The organism is Pseudomonas sp. TE12508, assembly GCF_056279485.1.
The window spans coordinates 238,701-257,503 of sequence record NZ_JBWCCN010000005.1 but is presented as its reverse complement, the minus strand read 5'-3'; the positions used below and the strand labels follow the sequence as shown (position 1 = coordinate 257,503).

Annotated in this window: 16 protein-coding genes; 12 read left to right on the top strand and 4 right to left on the bottom strand. The window is 58.6% G+C overall.

Going from position 1 to position 18,803, the window contains the following annotated elements; translation table 11 throughout:
* Positions 1-61: 61 nt before the first annotated feature.
* Complete coding sequence (locus ACZ9IM_RS09095) at positions 62-1,753, bottom strand: lactate permease LctP family transporter (protein ID WP_427625788.1); 1,692 nt, start codon at positions 1,751-1,753, stop codon at positions 62-64.
* 262 nt (positions 1,754-2,015) lie between these two features.
* Here ACZ9IM_RS09095 and ACZ9IM_RS09090 point away from each other — a divergent pair, with 262 nt between their 5' ends.
* Positions 2,016-2,783 carry an FCD domain-containing protein gene (locus tag ACZ9IM_RS09090; RefSeq protein ID WP_427625787.1) on the top strand — a complete coding sequence of 256 codons (768 nt, stop codon included), beginning with the start codon at positions 2,016-2,018 and terminating at the stop codon, positions 2,781-2,783.
* Positions 2,784-2,930: 147 nt separating this feature from the next.
* Here ACZ9IM_RS09090 and smpB read toward each other — a convergent pair whose 3' ends face one another.
* Complete coding sequence (gene smpB / locus ACZ9IM_RS09085; RefSeq protein WP_109627898.1) at positions 2,931-3,413, bottom strand: SsrA-binding protein SmpB; 483 nt, start codon at positions 3,411-3,413, stop codon at positions 2,931-2,933.
* Between the two features lie 118 nt (positions 3,414-3,531).
* On the opposite strand from smpB, the gene ACZ9IM_RS09080 reads away from it, so the two are divergent.
* The 3 genes from ACZ9IM_RS09080 to ACZ9IM_RS09070 are packed head-to-tail and all read left to right on the top strand — an operon-like array spanning position 3,532 to position 5,684.
* Complete coding sequence (locus ACZ9IM_RS09080) at positions 3,532-4,935, top strand: sodium-dependent transporter (RefSeq protein WP_008067189.1); 1,404 nt, start codon at positions 3,532-3,534, stop codon at positions 4,933-4,935.
* A 7-nt stretch (positions 4,936-4,942) separates the two neighbouring features.
* A complete protein-coding gene (locus ACZ9IM_RS09075; RefSeq protein ID WP_030128093.1) occupies positions 4,943-5,377 on the top strand; it encodes a type II toxin-antitoxin system RatA family toxin in 435 nt (144 codons plus the stop codon).
* Positions 5,370-5,684 (top strand): RnfH family protein, encoded by a 315-nt coding sequence (locus ACZ9IM_RS09070; protein ID WP_427625786.1) that lies wholly within the window; start codon positions 5,370-5,372, stop codon positions 5,682-5,684. The genes ACZ9IM_RS09075 and ACZ9IM_RS09070 overlap by 8 nt, the downstream gene beginning before the upstream one ends.
* 62 nt (positions 5,685-5,746) lie before the next feature.
* Here the strand turns inward: ACZ9IM_RS09070 and ACZ9IM_RS09065 are convergent, their stop codons facing one another.
* Entirely contained in the window at positions 5,747-6,274 is a 528-nt protein-coding gene (locus ACZ9IM_RS09065) for an outer membrane protein assembly factor BamE (RefSeq protein ID WP_007900538.1), read from the bottom strand.
* A 97-nt stretch (positions 6,275-6,371) separates the two neighbouring features.
* Between ACZ9IM_RS09065 and fur the strand changes: the two genes are divergently transcribed.
* Positions 6,372-6,776: a ferric iron uptake transcriptional regulator gene (fur, locus tag ACZ9IM_RS09060; RefSeq protein ID WP_003197684.1), complete on the top strand. Its 405-nt coding sequence runs from the start codon at positions 6,372-6,374 to the stop codon at positions 6,774-6,776.
* A 75-nt stretch (positions 6,777-6,851) separates the two neighbouring features.
* On the opposite strand, the gene recN is transcribed toward fur, so the two are convergent.
* Positions 6,852-8,525 carry a DNA repair protein RecN gene (recN, locus tag ACZ9IM_RS09055; RefSeq protein WP_427625785.1) on the bottom strand — a complete coding sequence of 558 codons (1,674 nt, stop codon included), beginning with the start codon at positions 8,523-8,525 and terminating at the stop codon, positions 6,852-6,854.
* 241 nt (positions 8,526-8,766) lie between these two features.
* On the opposite strand from recN, the gene grpE reads away from it, so the two are divergent.
* The 7 genes from grpE to greA all read left to right on the top strand — a co-directional run bounded on the left by grpE (position 8,767) and on the right by greA (position 18,799).
* Positions 8,767-9,333 carry a nucleotide exchange factor GrpE gene (grpE, locus tag ACZ9IM_RS09050; protein WP_007900531.1) on the top strand — a complete coding sequence of 189 codons (567 nt, stop codon included), beginning with the start codon at positions 8,767-8,769 and terminating at the stop codon, positions 9,331-9,333.
* Between the two features lie 102 nt (positions 9,334-9,435).
* Positions 9,436-11,352: a molecular chaperone DnaK gene (dnaK, locus tag ACZ9IM_RS09045; RefSeq protein WP_007900530.1), complete on the top strand. Its 1,917-nt coding sequence runs from the start codon at positions 9,436-9,438 to the stop codon at positions 11,350-11,352.
* Positions 11,353-11,650: 298 nt separating this feature from the next.
* On the top strand, positions 11,651-12,775 hold the full coding sequence (dnaJ, locus tag ACZ9IM_RS09040) for a molecular chaperone DnaJ (protein WP_007900528.1): 1,125 nt from the start codon (positions 11,651-11,653) through the stop codon (positions 12,773-12,775).
* Positions 12,776-12,784: 9 nt separating this feature from the next.
* A complete protein-coding gene (gene dapB / locus ACZ9IM_RS09035; protein WP_008067200.1) occupies positions 12,785-13,591 on the top strand; it encodes a 4-hydroxy-tetrahydrodipicolinate reductase in 807 nt (268 codons plus the stop codon).
* Positions 13,592-13,850: 259 nt separating this feature from the next.
* On the top strand, positions 13,851-14,987 hold the full coding sequence (gene carA, locus ACZ9IM_RS09030; RefSeq protein ID WP_192346341.1) for a glutamine-hydrolyzing carbamoyl-phosphate synthase small subunit: 1,137 nt from the start codon (positions 13,851-13,853) through the stop codon (positions 14,985-14,987).
* Between the two features lie 117 nt (positions 14,988-15,104).
* On the top strand, positions 15,105-18,326 hold the full coding sequence (gene carB / locus ACZ9IM_RS09025) for a carbamoyl-phosphate synthase large subunit (RefSeq protein WP_427628131.1): 3,222 nt from the start codon (positions 15,105-15,107) through the stop codon (positions 18,324-18,326).
* Positions 18,323-18,799, top strand: coding sequence for a transcription elongation factor GreA (gene greA / locus ACZ9IM_RS09020; protein ID WP_007942892.1), 477 nt, complete (start codon positions 18,323-18,325; stop codon positions 18,797-18,799). Before carB ends, greA begins: the two co-directional genes overlap by 4 nt.
* Positions 18,800-18,803 lie beyond the last annotated feature (4 nt).

The following is an 18,803-nucleotide window of genomic DNA, read 5'->3' as shown; positions in this document are numbered from 1 at the left end:
GTGAATAGCTGACGCCGGGGGCGTAACCTGGCGTCGGTTTTTTCCGTGTCGCGTGTAGTTCTTAGTGCACCAGCATGCCGGTGAACCAGTAGGCCTGAGCCAACGTGATCAGGCCGACGATCGTTGCAAAGAATAGGCTGTGCTTGAGGGTGAAGCGGAACAGATCCGATTCCTTGCCCACCAACCCGGTCGCGGCACAGGCCACGGCGATCGATTGCGGCGAAATCATCTTGCCGGTCACGCCGCCGCTGGTATTCGCCGCCACCAGCAAGGTGTCGTTGACGCCGATCTGGTGCGCGGTGGTTGCTTGCAGTGAACTGAACAGTGCATTGGACGAAGTATCGGAACCGGTCAGGAACACGCCGAGCCAGCCGAGGAATGGCGAGAAGAACGGGAATGCCGCACCTGTGCCTGCCAGTACCAGAGCCATGGTCGATGACATGCCCGAATAGTTGGTGACGAAGGCGAAGGCCAGCACCATACCGATGGACAAAATCGGCCAGCGCAGTTCGTAGACGGTCTCTTTGAAAGTGGTAAGACCAATTTTGAGATTGATCTTCAGCACCAGCATCGAGATCAGCGCAGAGAAGAAAATCGCCGTGCCAGTTGCGGAAATCGGATCGAGTTTGAACACCGCCGGAATCGCCGTCGGGGCGGTTACGATCGGTGCGACTTTGATCACCATTTGATCCAGATGCGGAATCGCGAAGTTGAACACCCAGCTATACATCGAGCCACCCGCAGCGAACATCGCCTTGAACGGTTTCAGCGTCCAGATGGTGACCAGTACGGTGAGGATCAGGAACGGCGACCAGGCTTTGAAAATTTCCCCCAGGCTGTAAGGCGAAGCCACGGTGGTGCGCGGTTGGCCGAAACCACCGGCGCTGGCCACCACGGAAGCCGAGACGGCGCCGACGATGTGTTGGCCGGCGGCGCGTTTCGGCTGCCAGATTTTCAGGAATAACGTCAGGGAAATCAGACTGGCCAGCGCCGAGGTGATGTCCGGCAGCTCCGGGCCGATGAAGTTCGAGGTGAAGTATTGGGTGATGGCAAAGCTTAAACCAGCTACCAGCGCCGCCGGCCAGGTTTCCCGAACGCCGCGCAGGCCATCCATCATGAACACCAGCCAGAACGGCACGAACAGTGACAGCAATGGCAGCTGGCGACCGGTCATGGCGCCAATCTTGAACGCGTCGATGCCGGTGACTTGCCCGGCGACGATGATCGGAATCCCCAAGGCACCGAAGGCTACCGGCGCGGTGTTGGCGATCAGGCACAGCCCCGCGGCGTACAGCGGGTTGAAGCCCAGTCCCACCAGCAGCGCGGCGGTAATCGCTACCGGTGCGCCGAAACCGGCGGCACCTTCCAGGAAGGCGCCGAAGCAGAAGCCGATCAGCAGCACTTGCAGGCGCTGGTCGTCAGTGATCGACAGCACCGAGCTACGGATTACTTCGAACTGACCACTCTTGACCGTCAGTTTGTACAGGAACACCGCTGCCACGATGATCCACGCAATCGGCCACAAGCCGTAGGCGAAGCCATATCCGGCAGCCGCGAAGGCCATATCGACCGGCATCTGGAACGCGAAGATTGCCACCGCAATCGACAGCGCCAGGGTAATGCTGCCGGCCACGTGGCCTTTGAGGCGGAATACGGCCAAAGCCAGGAAGAAAAATACGATGGGGATGACGGCCGCGAGTGCGGACACGCCGAGACTGCCGAGCGGGCTGTAGAGCTGTTGCCAGGTTTGCATATGGGGTGGCCCCTAATTGTTGTTGGTCAGGCACTGGTCAGCGTTCTTGGTTAATTGGTAATACCAATTTACAATCGCTGTTGGCTAGGGTAAAAGCCTTGTATGCGGTGTGTCAATTTGCCGCCCTAAAACTTTTGTCGAATGAGCGGTGCAGAACGCATCTGATCTGTTCGATCAAACGTCGTCTGGTAGGTGCTGGCGCAGCGCCAATAGGCCAGAATAGAGAGCCCGGCGAGCCGCCGGGATCGTGGAGAATTGAGTGATGGGGTTTGATCAGATTCGGCAGCGCCGTTTGTCTGACGATATTGTCGAGCAACTCGAGGGGATGATCCTCGAGGGCACATTGAAGGCTGGCGAACGCTTGCCGGCAGAGCGCACGCTGGCCGAGCAGTTCGGCGTATCACGTCCTTCGTTGCGCGAAGCGATTCAGAAACTGACAGCCAAAGGGCTGCTGGTCAGTCGTCAGGGCGGCGGCAACTATGTGGTGGAATCCCTGGGCTCGACGTTCAGTGACCCGCTGTTGCACCTGCTGGAAAGCAACCCCGAGGCCCAGCGCGATTTGCTGGAGTTTCGTCATACGCTGGAGGCCTCCTGTGCTTACTACGCGGCATTGCGCGCGACTGATGTGGATCGCGAGCGGCTGACGGCGGCATTCGACGAGTTGCAGGACTGCTATTCGCGTCATGACGAAGTGAGTCGGCTAGAAGAGGGCGCGGCGGACGCAAAATTTCACTTGGCAATCGCCGAAGCCAGCCATAACGCGGTGTTGCTGCACACCATTCGTGGGCTGTTCGACCTTCTCAAGCGCAACGTGGTGACCAACATTGGCGGCATGTACAAACAGCGTTCAGAAACCCGCGACATGCTGATCGCGCAGCACAGAGAATTGTATCTGGCGATTATCGAAGGACGGGCAGAGCAGGCGCGGGAGGTTTCCAGTCGGCACATTTTGTATGTGCAGGAAGTGCTGGAAGAGGTGCGTCAGGAAGTGCAACGCGTGGCTCGGGCGGAGCGGCGCAAGGGGATGTAGTCAGCTTCTCTGTGGCGAGGGAGCTTGCTCCCGCTGGGGCGCGAAGCGGCCCCCAGGCCAGCACCGTTAAGCAGATCGTTTACGACTGCTTCGCAGCCGAACGGGAGCAAGCTCCCTCGCCACAAAAGCCGCGATCAGGCAGGGAAATTACTCTTCCTTGCCCTTGTTTCGCACCGCACGCTGCAATTCACGACCGGCGTCGCGTTCGCGTTCGGTATCACGCTTGTCGTATTCCTTCTTGCCCTTGCCTAAAGCGATCTCGCACTTGACCATGTGCTTGCTCCAGTACCAGGACAGGCATACGCAGGCGTAACCTTTTTGCTGCACGGCAGCGGCCAGCTTTTCCAGCTCCCGCCGGTTGAGCAGCAATTTTCGGGTGCGGGTCGGATCTGCGATGACGTGGGTGCTGGCAGTCATCAGCGGCGTAATGTGGCTGCCGAGCAACCAGGCTTCGCCATCTTTGAGCAGCACGTAACTGTCAACCAGTTGTAGCTTGCTTGCCCGCAAACTTTTTACTTCCCAGCCGGCCAGGACCAGACCAGCCTCGAACTTATGCTCGATGAAGTAATCGTGTCGCGCCTTTTTGTTCTGCGCGATGGTCCCTGTTGGGTGTTTCTTCTGTTTAGCCATAGGGGCGGCATTATAGGGAGTTGCAAGCGAGTCGGCTACGGTGACGCTACGTGCTTGAGCAGGTTGATTGAATCCCGGACAATGCGGCCTCTTTTTTGAACGCTTGGGCGTGATAACGATGTCGACAGACAAGGTTTCTGTCCACGGCAGTTGGGCTAGCCGCTGGGTCTTCATACTCGCCGCGACCGGTTCGGCCGTGGGTTTGGGTAGTATCTGGAAATTCCCTTACATGGTCGGCGTCTACGGTGGCGGAGCCTTCGTGCTGATGTTCCTGGCCTGTATCGCGCTGATCGGTGTGCCCGTGATGCTGGCCGAAACCCTGATCGGCCGGCGCGCACGGCAGAGCCCGGCCAATGCCTTGAAGGTCCTGGCGCTGGAAGCGGGGCATTCGGCGAAGTGGTCCTGGGGGGCGTTCGCCGGGATGATCACGGCACTGCTGATTCTGTCTTTCTATAGTGTGGTCGGCGGCTGGTCGCTGGATTACATCATCGACATGGGGCGTGGCGACTTCCAGGGCGCGACACCTGATCAGGTCGGCGCCTACTTCGGCAATGTGATCGCCGACCCATGGCGCCTGACACTTTGGCACACGATTTTCATGCTCCTCTCCGCCGTGGTGATCGCCAAAGGCGTGGTCGCCGGGCTGGAGCGCAGCCTGCGGATCATGATGCCGCTGCTGTTCGTGATGGTGATTGTCCTGCTGGGCTACAGCATGACCACCGGCCACTTCATGGAGGGCGTGCATTTCATGTTCGACTTCCACCCGGAAAAAGTGCTCGACGGCTTGCTGCCGGCCATGGGGCACGCGTTCTTCTCCCTGAGCGTGGGCGTCGGTTCGATCATGATCTACGGTGCTTATATGCCGAAGAGCTCGTCGATTTCCGGCACCATTGTCGGTGTGGCGCTGCTCGATACTTTCGTTTCCCTGGTGGCCGGTCTGGCATTGTTTCCGATTGTGTTCGCTGCCGGCCTGAACCCGAGCGAAGGCCCTGGCCTGATGTTCGTCAGCCTGCCATTTGCCTTTGGCAACGTAGCGTTCGGCCAATTGATGGGCGTAGTGTTCTTCGTGCTGGTAGCGATTGCGGCCTGGAGTTCGGCGATTTCCCTGCTCGAGCCAATGGTGGCTTACCTGGTTGAGCGCACGAAGATCAGTCGTGCCTGGGTTACCTTCTGGTTGGCATTCATCTGCTGGTTCGTCGGTCTGGGCACGGTGTTTTCCTTCAATATCTGGAAGCAAGCCAAGTTTTTCGTGAACGAAGGCGGGATGTTCCACCTCTATCAATGGGGAGCAGCCGGTGGTCTGGATTTCTTCGGTGTGATCGATTTCTTCACCTCGCGGATCATGTTGCCACTCGGTGGTTTGTGTTTCGTGGTGTTTGCGGGCTGGGTGATGGGGCGTGAAGCGGTGCGCGACGAATTGTCGATCCGCCGTCCGGTGCTGTTCGCCCTGTCCCTGTTCTTGATGCGCTATGTGGCGCCCATCGGCATTCTTGTAGTGTTTGCCGCCCAGCTGTGGAAGTAACGCTGACATGACGACACACATTCAACGTTCGGCCCTGCTGCCGTATCCGGCACAAGCGCTGTATGACCTGGTCAACGATGTGGCCCGCTATCCGGAATTCCTGCCGTGGTGCTCGTCGGCCGAAGTTCTGGAAAGTACTCCTGAGCTCATGCGCGCCAGCGTCGGCGTGGCCAAGGGGGGGCTGAGTCAGCATTTCGTGACGCGTAATACCCTGGTGCCCGGGCGTTCGATCGAGATGAACCTCGAGGAAGGCCCGTTCAGCCAGTTGCACGGCGTATGGGTGTTCAAGCCGTTGGGCGAGAAGGCCTGCAAGATCAGTCTGGACTTGTCGTTCGACTACTCGGGACCGCTGGTACGTGCGACGTTGGGGCCTTTGTTCAATCAGGCGGCGAATACGCTGATGGACGCGTTTTGCCAGCGTGCGAAACAGATGCATGGTTGAGGCCGTGATCAAGGTTGAAGTGGTGTATGCCGCTGTTGATCGTCAGGTATTGCTGATCGTAACGGTGCCGGTGGGCGCAACGGTGCGAGATGCGTTGCTCAAATCCGGCCTGAACAGCGAATTCCCTGAGCTGGATCTGGCCAGTTGTCCGGTTGGGATCTTTGGCAAAGTGATCGCTGAGCCGGCCAATCGTCCGGTTCAGGCAGGGGATCGCCTCGAGATTTACCGGCCGTTGCTTGCTGATCCGAAAGAAGTTCGCCGGTTGCGCGCCGCCAAGGCGGCGGAGGCCAAAGCCCGGAATCAGTGATTCCGGTCAAACGCCAGACGATAAAAAACCCGGACATGCCGGGTTTTTTATTGCGTCGCAAATTATTGCGGCGAGGTTTCCAGCGGTTCTGGCGTCGGGACTGGAACGGTTTCCACGTTGTCCACGTCCTTCTGGATCTGATCCAGCAACGACCCAGGCTTGACCGGTTTTTCTGGCTTCGGCTTCTCGGCGTTTTCGGCAGGCGCGGTCACGGTAGTGTCGCTGTCCTTGCCGAGAATGGCTTCGTCGCGGCTCACGCCCGGCATGAAATCGCCAGAGAGGCTGACAAGTTGATCATTTGGGTTGAAGATAACGCTAATGCGTTCCTGTTGGCGTTCACCGCCACCCGGTTGCAGGCTGTAGAGATAATCCCAGCGATCGGCATGGAACGTGTCGGTCAGCAGAGGGTTACCCATGATAAACCGTACTTGCCGGCGGGTCATTCCCGGGCGTAACTGGTCTATCATGTCCTGCGTGACGACATTGCCCTGCTGGATGTCGATTTTGTAAACCCCGGGGAATGAACAACCGGCGAGTGCGAGCAGTCCCACAAAGGTGAAACTGGTTAGCAAGAGCTTGGTGTTTTGCATCGGTGGGCGACTTCCACTATCTTGGCTGGGACAACGTAAACGCCGATCATACCCGCATTAAGAGAAGCTGCGAAGCAGCATCGCGAGAAAGCTGACCATGGTTGAAAATAGCGAACTACGCAAAGCCGGCCTCAAAGTGACCCTTCCACGGGTCAAAATTCTGCAAATGCTCGATTCCGCCGAGCAACGCCACATGAGTGCCGAGGATGTCTACAAGGCGCTGATGGAGGCTGGTGAGGACGTCGGTCTGGCCACGGTTTACCGTGTTCTGACCCAGTTCGAGGCAGCTGGCCTTGTGGTGCGGCACAACTTCGACGGAGGCCATGCGGTCTTCGAGCTGGACGACGGCAAGCATCACGACCATATGGTCAACGTCGAGACCAGTGAAGTGATCGAATTCTTCGACGAAGAAATCGAGCGGCTGCAGAAAGCAATCGTCGACAAGTATGGCTTCGAGATGGTTGATCACAATCTTGTGCTGTACGTACGCAAGAAAAAGTAAGCATGTCGCGCGAACTTCAGGTTCGCGAAACGAACGAAGGCGACCCCAGGGTCGCCTTCGTGCTTTCTGCTGTTCTCAAATTCTCGCTGTAACGACCATTTTTTTCGCGTGAGCCAGTGATTCCTTGGTGAGGTCGATGCCGCCCAGCATCCGTGCCACTTCTTCAACGCGATCGGTCTTGCTCAGTTTTGAGACGGCCGTATGTGTGGCGTCTTCACCGCGGACCTTGTGTACAAATAGATGTTGATGCCCCTGCGCCGCCACTTGCGGCAAGTGAGTCACGGTCAGAACCTGCCCACGCTCCCCGAGGCGTCGCAGCAACTGGCCGACAATCTCGGCGGTCGGGCCGCCGATACCCACGTCCACTTCATCGAACACCAGGGTCGGTACGCGGGAGGTCTGTGCAGTGATCACCTGAATCGCCAGGCTGATACGCGACAGTTCGCCGCCCGACGCCACTTTTGCCAGGGCTTTCAATGGTTGCCCCGGGTTGGCGCTTACCAGCAGTTCTACTTGTTCGAGTCCATTGGGCATCAGTTCGTCGCTGCTGTTGGGGCGCAGCTCGATGGTGAAGCGGCCGCCGGGCATGCCCAGGCGCTGGATTTCCTGTTCTACGGCACTGGCCAGGCTGCTTGAGGCTTGATGCCGCAGATCGCTCAGCTCCCGCGCCTTCTCCTGATAATGGCGGGCGTAGGAGGCCAGCTCATCGCTCAGTCGTTCGATGGATTCGTCGTTGGCATTCAGGGTTTCGATTTCATCGAGTAGCTTCTGCTGCATCTCAGCGACCTCGGTCGGCTGGATGCGGTGTTTGCGCGCCAGGGTGTAGATGGCATCGAGGCGCTCTTCCAGGTATTGAAGGCGGGCCGGGTCGGCGTCGAAGTTGTCGAGGAAACGGTTCAGCTCGCCTACAGCTTCTTCAACCTGAATCTGCGCGCTGGTCAGCAGGCTGCTGGCTTCGCCCAAGGCGCCGATCGAATTGTTCACGCTCGATAGGCGATTAAGGCTGGCGGTGAGCGCGTTCAGTACGTTGCCGGAATCACTTTCGCTGCATTGTTCGACCACTTGCCGGCAAATGCCCAGCAGGGTTTCGGCGTTGGTCAGGTTCTTGTGCTCCTGTTCCAGCTGCTCCAGCTCGGTTTCGCCGAGGCCTAGGTTTTCCAGTTCTTCGAGTTGATAGCTGAGCAATTGATGGCGTGCGCGCTGTTCGTCGCCGGAGTTGGAAAGGCGTTCCAGTTCCTGGCGGGTCTGGCGCCAGCGTTGGGCGGCCAGTTGCACCTGGCGGGCCAGGTCTGTGGCGCCGGCGTATTCGTCGAGCAGACGGCGATGGGTATCGGTTTTGAGCAGGGATTGGTGTTCGTGCTGGCTGTGGATATCGATCAGCAACTCGCCCAGGGCCTTCAGGTCACCGAGGGGGCAGGGAGTGCCGTTGATGTAGCCGCGGGATCGCCCTTCAGCGGTGATCACTCGACGCAGAATGCACGGGCCGTCGTTCTCGAGGTCGCGCTCGGCCAGCCAGGCGCTGGCTTCCGGGATGTCGATCAGGTCGAAGGTGGCCAGGATATCGGCCTTGTCGGCGCCCGGGCGGACCACGCCGCTGTCGGCGCGATCGCCCAGGGTCAGGCCCAGGGCGTCGAGCATGATCGACTTGCCGGCGCCGGTTTCCCCTGTGATCACGCTCATCCCGCGATCGAGTTCGAGATCGAGATGTTCAACGATGGCGTAGTTATGTACGGACAGGTGCACCAGCATAAAGGCCGCTCCCAGGCTTTAGGTCTGGTTATTTATACAGTGTTTTGTTTCAGGCTGACAATGCCCTCTCTTAGGTCGATTTGCTTGATTTGCGAAAATCCTTAGCGCAATGAGGAATGACAATGCAGCTGTTTTTTGTAGGGGTAATCATCAAACAGCCCTTGAAGCTGAATTTTGCGGCCCCATATACCGGGGCAGAAGCGCGAGTTGAGCTCGCGGACGATATTGGAAGGAGAAATCTATGGCTGACGAACAGACAGTGGATACGCAAAATCTAGACGCCAACCAGGGCCCCGAGGCTTCGGGTGAAGACCTGGCGGCTCGTGTACAAGTGCTCGAAGAGCAATTGGCTGGTGCGCAGGATCAGGCTTTGCGTGTAGCCGCCGATCTGCAGAACGTCCGCCGCCGTGCCGAGCAGGACGTTGAAAAGGCTCACAAATTCGCCCTGGAAAAGTTCGCTGGCGACCTGCTGCCGATCATCGACAGCCTGGAGCGCGGCCTGGAGCTGTCCAACCCTGACGACGAAAACATTCGTCCGATGCGCGAAGGGATCGAGCTGACCCTGAAAATGTTCCAGGACACCCTGAAGCGCTATCACCTGGAAGCGATCGATCCTGAAGGCGAACCCTTCAATGCTTCGCATCATCAGGCGATGGCCATGCAGGAAAGCGCCGACGTCGAGCCAAACAGCGTGCTCAAGGTGTTTCAGAAGGGCTACCAGCTTCACGGTCGCTTGCTGCGCCCGGCCATGGTCGTGGTCAGCAAGGCACCTGCACCGGTTTCGCCTTCGATTGACGAGCAGGCTTGAAATTAGCCGCAAGGCCCCCATTTAGAAGTCAAGCGTTTAAGTGCTACCGCAGTCAGCCACCACTACTGCGGCATCCAAATCCAAAGTTTCGGGAGAGTGAACATGGGCAAAATTATCGGTATCGACCTGGGGACTACCAACTCCTGCGTCTCCGTGCTGGAAAACGGCAAAGCCAAAGTTATTGAAAACGCTGAAGGCGCGCGTACCACGCCGTCGATCATCGCTTATGCCAACGACGGTGAAATCCTGGTTGGCCAGTCGGCCAAGCGTCAGGCAGTGACCAATCCGCATAACACCCTGTACGCGGTGAAGCGTCTGATCGGTCGTCGTTTCGACGAAGAAGTCGTACAGAAAGACATCCAGATGGTCCCTTACAAGATCGTCAAGGCTGACAACAATGACGCCTGGGTTGAAGTGAATGGCCAGAAAATGGCGCCGCCACAAATCTCGGCTGAAATTCTGAAGAAGATGAAGAAGACCGCCGAAGACTACCTCGGCGAGCCAGTGACCGAAGCGGTGATCACCGTTCCGGCCTACTTCAACGACAGCCAGCGTCAAGCCACCAAAGACGCTGGCCGCATCGCAGGTCTGGACGTTAAACGTATCATCAACGAACCAACCGCAGCCGCACTGGCCTACGGTATGGACAAGGCCAAAGGCGATCACACCGTGATCGTTTACGACTTGGGCGGCGGTACTTTCGACGTTTCCGTGATCGAAATCGCTGAAGTCGATGGCGAGCACCAGTTCGAAGTGTTGGCCACCAACGGTGACACTTTCCTGGGCGGTGAAGACTTTGACATTCGTCTGATCGACTACCTCGTTGACGAGTTCAAGAAAGAAAGCGGCATGAACCTCAAGGGTGACCCGCTGGCCATGCAGCGCCTGAAAGAAGCCGCTGAGAAAGCCAAGATCGAACTGTCCTCGAGCCAGTCGACCGACGTGAACCTGCCATACATCACTGCAGACGCTACCGGTCCTAAGCACTTGAACGTGAAAATCTCCCGCGCCAAGCTCGAAGCGCTGGTTGAAGACCTGGTTCAGCGCACCATCGAACCTTGCCGCATCGCGATGAAAGACGCCGGTATCGATGTTGGTTCGATCAACGACGTGATCCTGGTCGGCGGTCAGACCCGTATGCCACTGGTTCAGAAACTGGTAACCGATTTCTTCGGTAAAGAAGCACGTAAAGACGTCAACCCTGACGAAGCTGTTGCCATGGGTGCTGCTATCCAGGGCGCAGTATTGGCCGGTGACGTGAAAGACGTTCTGCTGCTCGACGTCAGCCCGCTGACCCTGGGTATCGAAACCATGGGCGGCGTGATGACCGCGCTGATCGAGAAAAACACCACGATTCCTACCAAGAAATCGCAAGTGTTCTCGACTGCCGACGACAATCAGGGCGCAGTGACCATTCACGTACTGCAAGGTGAGCGTAAGCAAGCCGCACAGAACAAGTCCCTGGGCAAGTTCGACCTGGCCGAGATTCCACCAGCACCACGTGGCGTGCCACAAATCGAAGTGACCTTCGACATCGACGCCAACGGCATTCTGCACGTCGGCGCGAAAGACAAGGCTACCGGCAAGACTCAGTCGATCGTGATCAAGGCCAACTCCGGTCTGTCCGAGGAAGAAATTCAGCAGATGGTTCGCGATGCTGAAGTTAACGCTGAAGAAGACCGCAAGTTCGAAGAGCTGGCCAGCGCCCGTAACCAAGGCGATGCCCTGGTTCACTCGACGCGCAAAATGGTCGCTGATGCTGGCGATAAAGTGAGCGCTGAAGAGAAGACTGCAATCGAAGCCGCTGTAGTTGCCCTGGAAACCGCCATCAAAGGCGACGACAAGGCCGCTATCGAAGCCAAGGTTGAAGAGCTGTCCAAGGTCTCCGCGCCAGTGGCTCAGAAAATGTACGCCGACCAGGCTCAGCCAGCTGAAGGCGCGGCACCGCACGACGAAAAAGCTGAAAAAGCTGACGACGTTGTCGATGCCGAGTTCGAAGAAGTCAAAGACCACAAGTAAGTTGTTGGTCGCCCGGTTGACTGCCTTCAGGCGGTGACTGGTAGGATGTCGCCGCGCGGGAGCTTGCTCCCGCGTTGGCGTGTCTGGAGTTAGCGAATTTTTACAGCATGCGACAACCGTTCGGGTGCTGATGGTATGGCCGGAAATGCTCCTGCTTTTCGAGTCGAAAGTACCGCATCGAATCAAAGACCAGGATCGTTGAATTGACGTGAGTTGGGTCCGGGCCTGTATTGGGGCTCAACGAGTTTGGCGAGGCTCAGGAGAGGTTTGCCGAACGTCCTTAAGAGTGCAAAGACTTATGGCAAAGCGTGACTATTACGAAGTATTGGGTGTTGAGCGTGGTTCAAGCGAAGCGGACCTGAAAAAGGCCTACCGTCGCCTGGCGATGAAGCACCACCCAGACCGTAATCCCGATGACAAAGCGTCGGAAGATATGTTCAAGGAGGCCAACGAGGCCTACGAAGTGCTGTCCGATTCCAGCAAGCGCGCGGCCTATGACCAGTACGGTCATGCCGGTGTCGACCCGAGCATGGGTGGCGGCGGTGCCGGTTTTGGCGGTCAGAATTTCTCCGACATCTTTGGCGATGTCTTCAGTGACTTCTTCGGTGGCGGTCGCGGCGGTGCTCGTGGCGGCGCTCAGCGCGGCAGCGATCTGCGTTACACCCTGGAGCTGAACCTGGAAGAAGCGGTGCGCGGCACGACCGTGAATATCCGCGTTCCGACATTGGTCAACTGCAAGCCGTGCGATGGCTCGGGCGCCAAGAAAGGCTCCTCGCCGATCACGTGCCCGACGTGCGGCGGTATCGGTCAGGTACGCATGCAGCAGGGCTTCTTCTCGGTGCAGCAGACCTGCCCGCGCTGCCATGGCCAAGGCAAGATCATTTCCGATCCGTGCGATTCCTGCCACGGCGAAGGTCGTGTCGAAGAGTACAAGACCCTGTCGGTGAAAGTGCCGGCCGGTGTCGATACCGGCGACCGTATTCGCTTGTCTGGCGAAGGCGAGGCGGGTGCACAGGGTGGCCCGACCGGCGACTTGTACGTGGTAATCAACGTGCGCGAGCACGCGATCTTCCAGCGTGACGGCAAGCACCTGTTCTGCGAAGTGCCAATCAGCTTCGTCGATGCAGCGCTGGGTGGCGAACTGGAGATTCCGACCCTTGATGGTCGGGTCAAGCTGAAGATTCCGGAAGGGACTCAGACCGGTAAGCAGTTCCGTGTTCGCGGCAAAGGCGTCGCGCCGGTTCGTGGTGGCGGTGCGGGTGACCTGATGTGCCGCGTGGCGGTCGAAACCCCGGTCAACCTGGGTCGTCGCCAGCGCGAATTGCTGGAGGAGTTGCGCAGCTCCCTGGCGGGTGACAACAGTCATTCGCCGAAAACCACCGGTTGGTTCGAAGGCGTGAAGCGCTTCTTCGGCGATTTGTAAGGAGTCGGCATGCGACGTATAGCTGTGATGGGCGCTGCCGGGCGTATGGGCAAGATTCTGGTCGAGGCGGTGCAGCAGCGTGCGCCGCTTACCGGCCTGACGGCAGCCATAGTGCGCCCTGGCAGCACACTGATTGGCGTGGATGCTGGTGAGCTGGCATCACTGGGGCGAATCGGTGTGCCGCTGTCCGGTAAGCTGGATGCGGTGGCTGATGAGTTCGATGTGTTGATCGACTTCACGCTCCCGGAAGTGATGCTGAAAAACCTGGAGTTCTGCCGTAAGGCGGGCAAGTCCATGGTGATCGGCACCACGGGGCTGGACGCGGCGCAGAAGCAGTTGCTGGCCGAGGCGAGCAAGGATATTGCGATTGTGTTCGCGGCCAATTTCAGTGTTGGTGTAAACCTGTCGCTGAAGCTGCTCGATATGGCGGCTCGTGTGCTGGGTGATGAGGCTGACATCGAAATCATCGAGGCTCATCATCGGCACAAGATCGATGCGCCTTCAGGTACGGCTCTGCGCATGGGCGAGGTGATCGCCAGCGCGCTGGATCGTGACCTGCAGAAGGTTGCGGTCTATGGTCGTGAAGGTCACACCGGTGTGCGTGAGCGTGAAACGATCGGCTTCGCGACTGTTCGCGGTGGGGATGTGGTCGGTGATCATACGGTGCTGTTCGCCTGTGAAGGCGAGCGACTGGAAATCACTCACAAAGCATCCAGTCGCATGACCTTCGCCAAGGGTGCGGTACGTGCAGCTTTGTGGCTGGATGGTCGTGAGCCAGGCCTTTACGACATGCAAGACGTGCTCGACCTGCGGTAAGATGTGCCCGAAATCGGGTTCAAACTCAGCGTTTGGGCCCGGTTTTGTTCCGCCAAGCGACGTCCTGTCGCATTCTCCGGCCTTTAGGGCTCATTGGCGGTAGACCAAAAATGCCTTTTTCTGTAAGCTACAGCTTTAGTGTGTCCACTAAAAGCGCGCAGAATAATTCGGTGAAGAAGCGGGGTGACGTGTCCATACGTCACTCCGCTTTTTTACAACCTGCGATCGCCCTTTCAGGCTTTATTTACGGGAGGTCTTCTTGACTAAGCCAGCCATACTCGCCCTTGCTGATGGCAGCATTTTTCGCGGCGAAGCCATTGGAGCCGACGGTCAAACCGTTGGTGAGGTGGTGTTCAACACCGCAATGACCGGCTATCAGGAAATCCTTACCGATCCTTCCTACGCCCAACAAATCGTTACCCTGACTTACCCGCACATCGGCAATACCGGCACCACGCCGGAAGACGCCGAGTCCGACCGCGTCTGGTCCGCTGGTCTGGTCATCCGTGACCTGCCACTGGTTGCGAGCAACTGGCGCAACACGATGTCACTGTCCGACTACCTGAAAGCCAACAATGTGGTGGCTATCGCCGGTATCGACACTCGACGCCTCACACGCATCCTGCGTGAGAAAGGCGCGCAGAACGGCTGCATCATGGCCGGTGACAACATTTCCGAAGAAGCCGCCATCGCCGCCGCTCAGGGTTTCCCTGGCCTTAAAGGCATGGACCTGGCAAAAGTCGTCAGCACCAAAGAGAAGTACGAGTGGCGCTCGACTGTCTGGGATCTGAAAACCGACAGCCACGCGACTATCGACGCTTCCGATCTGCCGTACCACGTGGTGGCCTACGACTACGGCGTCAAGGTCAACATCCTGCGCATGCTGGTCGAGCGCGGTTGCCGCGTGACCGTGGTGCCTGCACAGACTCCGGCCGCCGAAGCGCTGGCACTGAAGCCTGACGGTGTGTTCCTGTCCAACGGCCCGGGCGACCCTGAGCCATGCGACTACGCGATCCAGGCAATCAAGGACGTGCTGGAAACCGAGATTCCGGTGTTCGGCATCTGCCTCGGTCACCAACTGCTGGCTCTGGCCTCCGGCGCCAAGACCCTGAAAATGGGCCATGGCCACCACGGTGCCAACCACCCGGTCCAGGATCTGGACAGCGGTGTGGTGATGATCACCAGCCAGAACCACGGTTTTGCGGTAGACGAAGCGACCCTGCCAGGCAACGTTCGGGCGATCCACAAATCGCTGTTCGACGGCACCCTGCAAGGCATCGAGCGTACCGACAAGAGCGCCTTCAGCTTCCAGGGTCACCCTGAAGCCAGCCCTGGCCCGAACGACGTAGCGCCACTGTTTGATCGCTTCATCAACGAAATGGCCAAGCGACGCTAATCGCTCGCCCTGATGTAGCGAAGCCTGAGGGCGGTCCCGAAACCGGTGGCCCCCTCAAGGCTTCAGAGATTGAACAAGACGGCTTGCCGACTGACCTGCGGATTTGAGTGACAACCCATGCCAAAACGTACAGACATTAAAAGCATCCTGATTCTCGGCGCTGGCCCGATCGTGATCGGCCAGGCCTGCGAATTCGACTACTCCGGCGCCCAGGCCTGTAAAGCCCTGCGCGAGGAGGGTTACCGCGTCATCCTGGTGAACTCCAACCCGGCCACCATCATGACCGACCCGGCCATGGCCGACGCCACCTACATCGAGCCGATCAAGTGGCAGACCGTTGCCAAGATCATCGAGAAAGAGCGTCCGGACGCGCTGCTGCCAACCATGGGTGGCCAAACCGCTCTGAACTGCGCACTGGACTTGGAGCGCGAAGGCGTTCTGGAGAAGTTCGGCGTAGAAATGATCGGCGCCAACGCTGACACCATCGACAAGGCCGAAGACCGTTCGCGCTTCGACAAGGCGATGAAATCCATCGGTCTGGACTGCCCGCGTTCGGGTATCGCCCACAGCATGGAAGAGGCCAACGCGGTTCTCGAGCGTCTCGGCTTCCCGTGCATCATTCGTCCGTCCTTCACCATGGGCGGCACTGGTGGCGGTATCGCTTACAACCGTGAAGAGTTTGAAGAAATCTGCGCTCGCGGTCTGGACCTGTCGCCGACCAAAGAGCTGCTGATCGACGAATCGCTGATCGGCTGGAAAGAGTACGAAATGGAGGTTGTCCGCGATAAGAAGGACAACTGCATCATCGTCTGCTCCATCGAAAACTTCGACCCGATGGGCGTGCACACCGGTGACTCGATCACTGTTGCGCCAGCACAGACCCTGACCGACAAGGAATACCAGATCCTGCGTAACGCCTCCCTGGCGGTACTGCGCGAGATCGGCGTCGAGACTGGCGGTTCCAACGTCCAGTTCGGCATCTGCCCGGACACCGGCCGCATGGTCGTCATCGAGATGAACCCGCGGGTATCCCGTTCCTCGGCCCTGGCCTCGAAAGCCACCGGTTTCCCGATCGCCAAGGTCGCGGCAAAACTGGCCGTCGGTTATACCCTCGACGAGCTGTCGAACGACATCACCGGTGGCAAGACCCCGGCGTCCTTCGAGCCGTCCATCGACTACGTCGTCACCAAGCTGCCACGCTTCGCCTTCGAGAAATTCCCGAAAGCCGACGCACGCCTGACCACTCAAATGAAGTCGGTCGGTGAAGTCATGGCCATCGGCCGGACCTTCCAGGAATCCCTGCAGAAAGCCCTGCGCGGCCTGGAAGTGGGCGTTTGCGGCCTGGACGAGAAGCTCGACCTGAGCAACCCGGAAAGCATGAGCATCCTCAAGCGCGAACTGACCGTGCCGGGCGCCGAGCGTATCTGGTACGTCGCTGACGCGTTCCGCGCCGGCCTGTCGGTCGAAGATATTTTCGGCATGAACATGATCGACCCGTGGTTCCTGGTACAGATCGAAGACCTGATCAAGGAAGAAGAGACGGTCAAGACCCTGGGTCTGGCCAGCATCGACCACGACTTGATGTTCCGCCTCAAGCGCAAAGGTTTCTCCGACATGCGTCTGGCCAAGCTGCTGGGCGTGACCGAGAAGGCTCTGCGTCGCCACCGTCACAAGCTGGAAATCTTCCCGGTCTACAAGCGCGTTGACACCTGCGCGGCCGAGTTCGCTACCGACACTGCTTACCTCTACTCGACGTACGAGGAAGAGTGCGAAGCCGCGCCGTCGGGTCGCGACAAGATCATGATCCTCGGCGGCGGTCCAAACCGTATCGGCCAGGGCATCGAGTTCGACTATTGCTGCGTACACGCGGCACTGGCCCTGCGCGAAGACGGTTACGAGACCATCATGGTCAACTGCAACCCGGAAACCGTTTCCACCGACTACGACACATCCGATCGTCTGTACTTCGAGCCAGTGACCCTGGAAGACGTACTGGAAATCGTCCGCGTCGAGAAGCCGAAAGGCGTGATTGTCCAGTACGGCGGCCAAACCCCGCTGAAACTGGCGCGTGCACTGGAAGAAGCCGGCGTGCCAATCATCGGCACCAGCCCTGACGCCATCGACCGTGCCGAAGACCGTGAGCGCTTCCAGCAAATGGTTGAGCGTCTGAACCTGCGTCAGCCGCCAAACGCCACCGTGCGCAGCGAAGACGAAGCGATTCGTGCCGCGGCCAAGATCGGTTACCCGCTGGTGGTTCGTCCGTCCTACGTACTGGGCGGTCGCGCGATGGAAATCGTCTACGAAGAAGAAGAGCTCAAGCGCTACCTGCGTGATGCGGTGAAAGTGTCCAACGACAGCCCGGTGCTGCTCGATCACTTCCTCAACTGCGCCATCGAAATGGACGTGGATGCGGTCTGCGACGGCACCGACGTGGTGATCGGCGCGATCATGCAGCACATCGAGCAGGCCGGCGTTCACTCCGGTGACTCCGCGTGCTCCCTGCCGCCGTACTCGCTGCCTGCTCACATCCAGGACGAGATGCGCGAACAGGTCAAGAAAATGGCCCTGGAACTGGGCGTTGTCGGCCTGATGAACGTTCAGTTGGCGCTGCAAGGCGAAGACATCTACGTCATCGAAGTCAACCCGCGCGCTTCCCGTACCGTACCGTTTGTGTCCAAGTGCATCGGTGTTTCTCTGGCAATGATCGCGGCTCGCGTCATGGCTGGCAAAACCCTGAAAGAAATCGGCTTCACCAAAGAAATCATTCCTAACTTCTACAGCGTGAAAGAGGCGGTGTTCCCATTCGCCAAATTCCCTGGTGTGGACCCGATCCTGGGCCCAGAGATGAAGTCCACCGGTGAAGTGATGGGCGTGGGTGACACCTTCGGCGAAGCCTTTGCCAAAGCCCAGATGGGTGCCAGCGAAGTGCTGCCGACTGGCGGTACCGCGTTCATCAGCGTGCGTGACGATGACAAGCCGCTGGTTGCGGGCGTGGCCCGTGATCTGATCAACTTGGGCTTTGAAGTGGTCGCCACTGCCGGTACTGCCAAGCTGATCGAAGCCGCAGGCCTGAAAGTGCGTCGTGTGAACAAGGTGACCGAGGGCCGTCCGCATGTGGTCGACATGATCAAGAATGACGAAGTCACCCTGATCATCAACACCACCGAAGGTCGCCAGTCGATCGCCGATTCCTACTCCATTCGTCGCAATGCCTTGCAGCACAAGATCTACTGCACCACTACCATTGCTGCTGGCGAAGCTATCTGCGAAGCGCTGAAGTTCGGTCCCGAGAAGACCGTGCGCCGCTTGCAGGATTTACACGCAGGATTGAAGGCATGATCAAATACCCAATGACCGTCCAGGGCGCGAAAGCCCTGGAAGAAGAACACGCTCACCTGACCAAGGTCGTCCGTCCGAAGCTCAGCCAGGACATCGGTACGGCCCGCGAGTTGGGTGATTTGAAGGAAAACGCCGAGTACCACGCTGCTCGCGAGCAGCAGGGTATGGTCGAGGCGCGGATTCGTGACATTGAAGGTCGGATTCAGAATCAGGTCATCATCGATGTCACGACCATTCCTCATACCGGCAAAGTGATTTTCGGCACCACCGTTGAAATCGCCAACGTCGAGACGGATGAGCGCGTCACTTACCACATCGTGGGTGAGGATGAGGCTGACTTCAAACTCGGCAAGATTTCGGTGGGTTCGCCACTGGCTCGCGCCTTGATCGCCAAGGAAGAGGGTGATGTGGTCGCCGTGAAAACGCCAGGTGGCGTTATCGAGTATGAGATTGTCGAAGTTCGCCACCTCTGAAAGA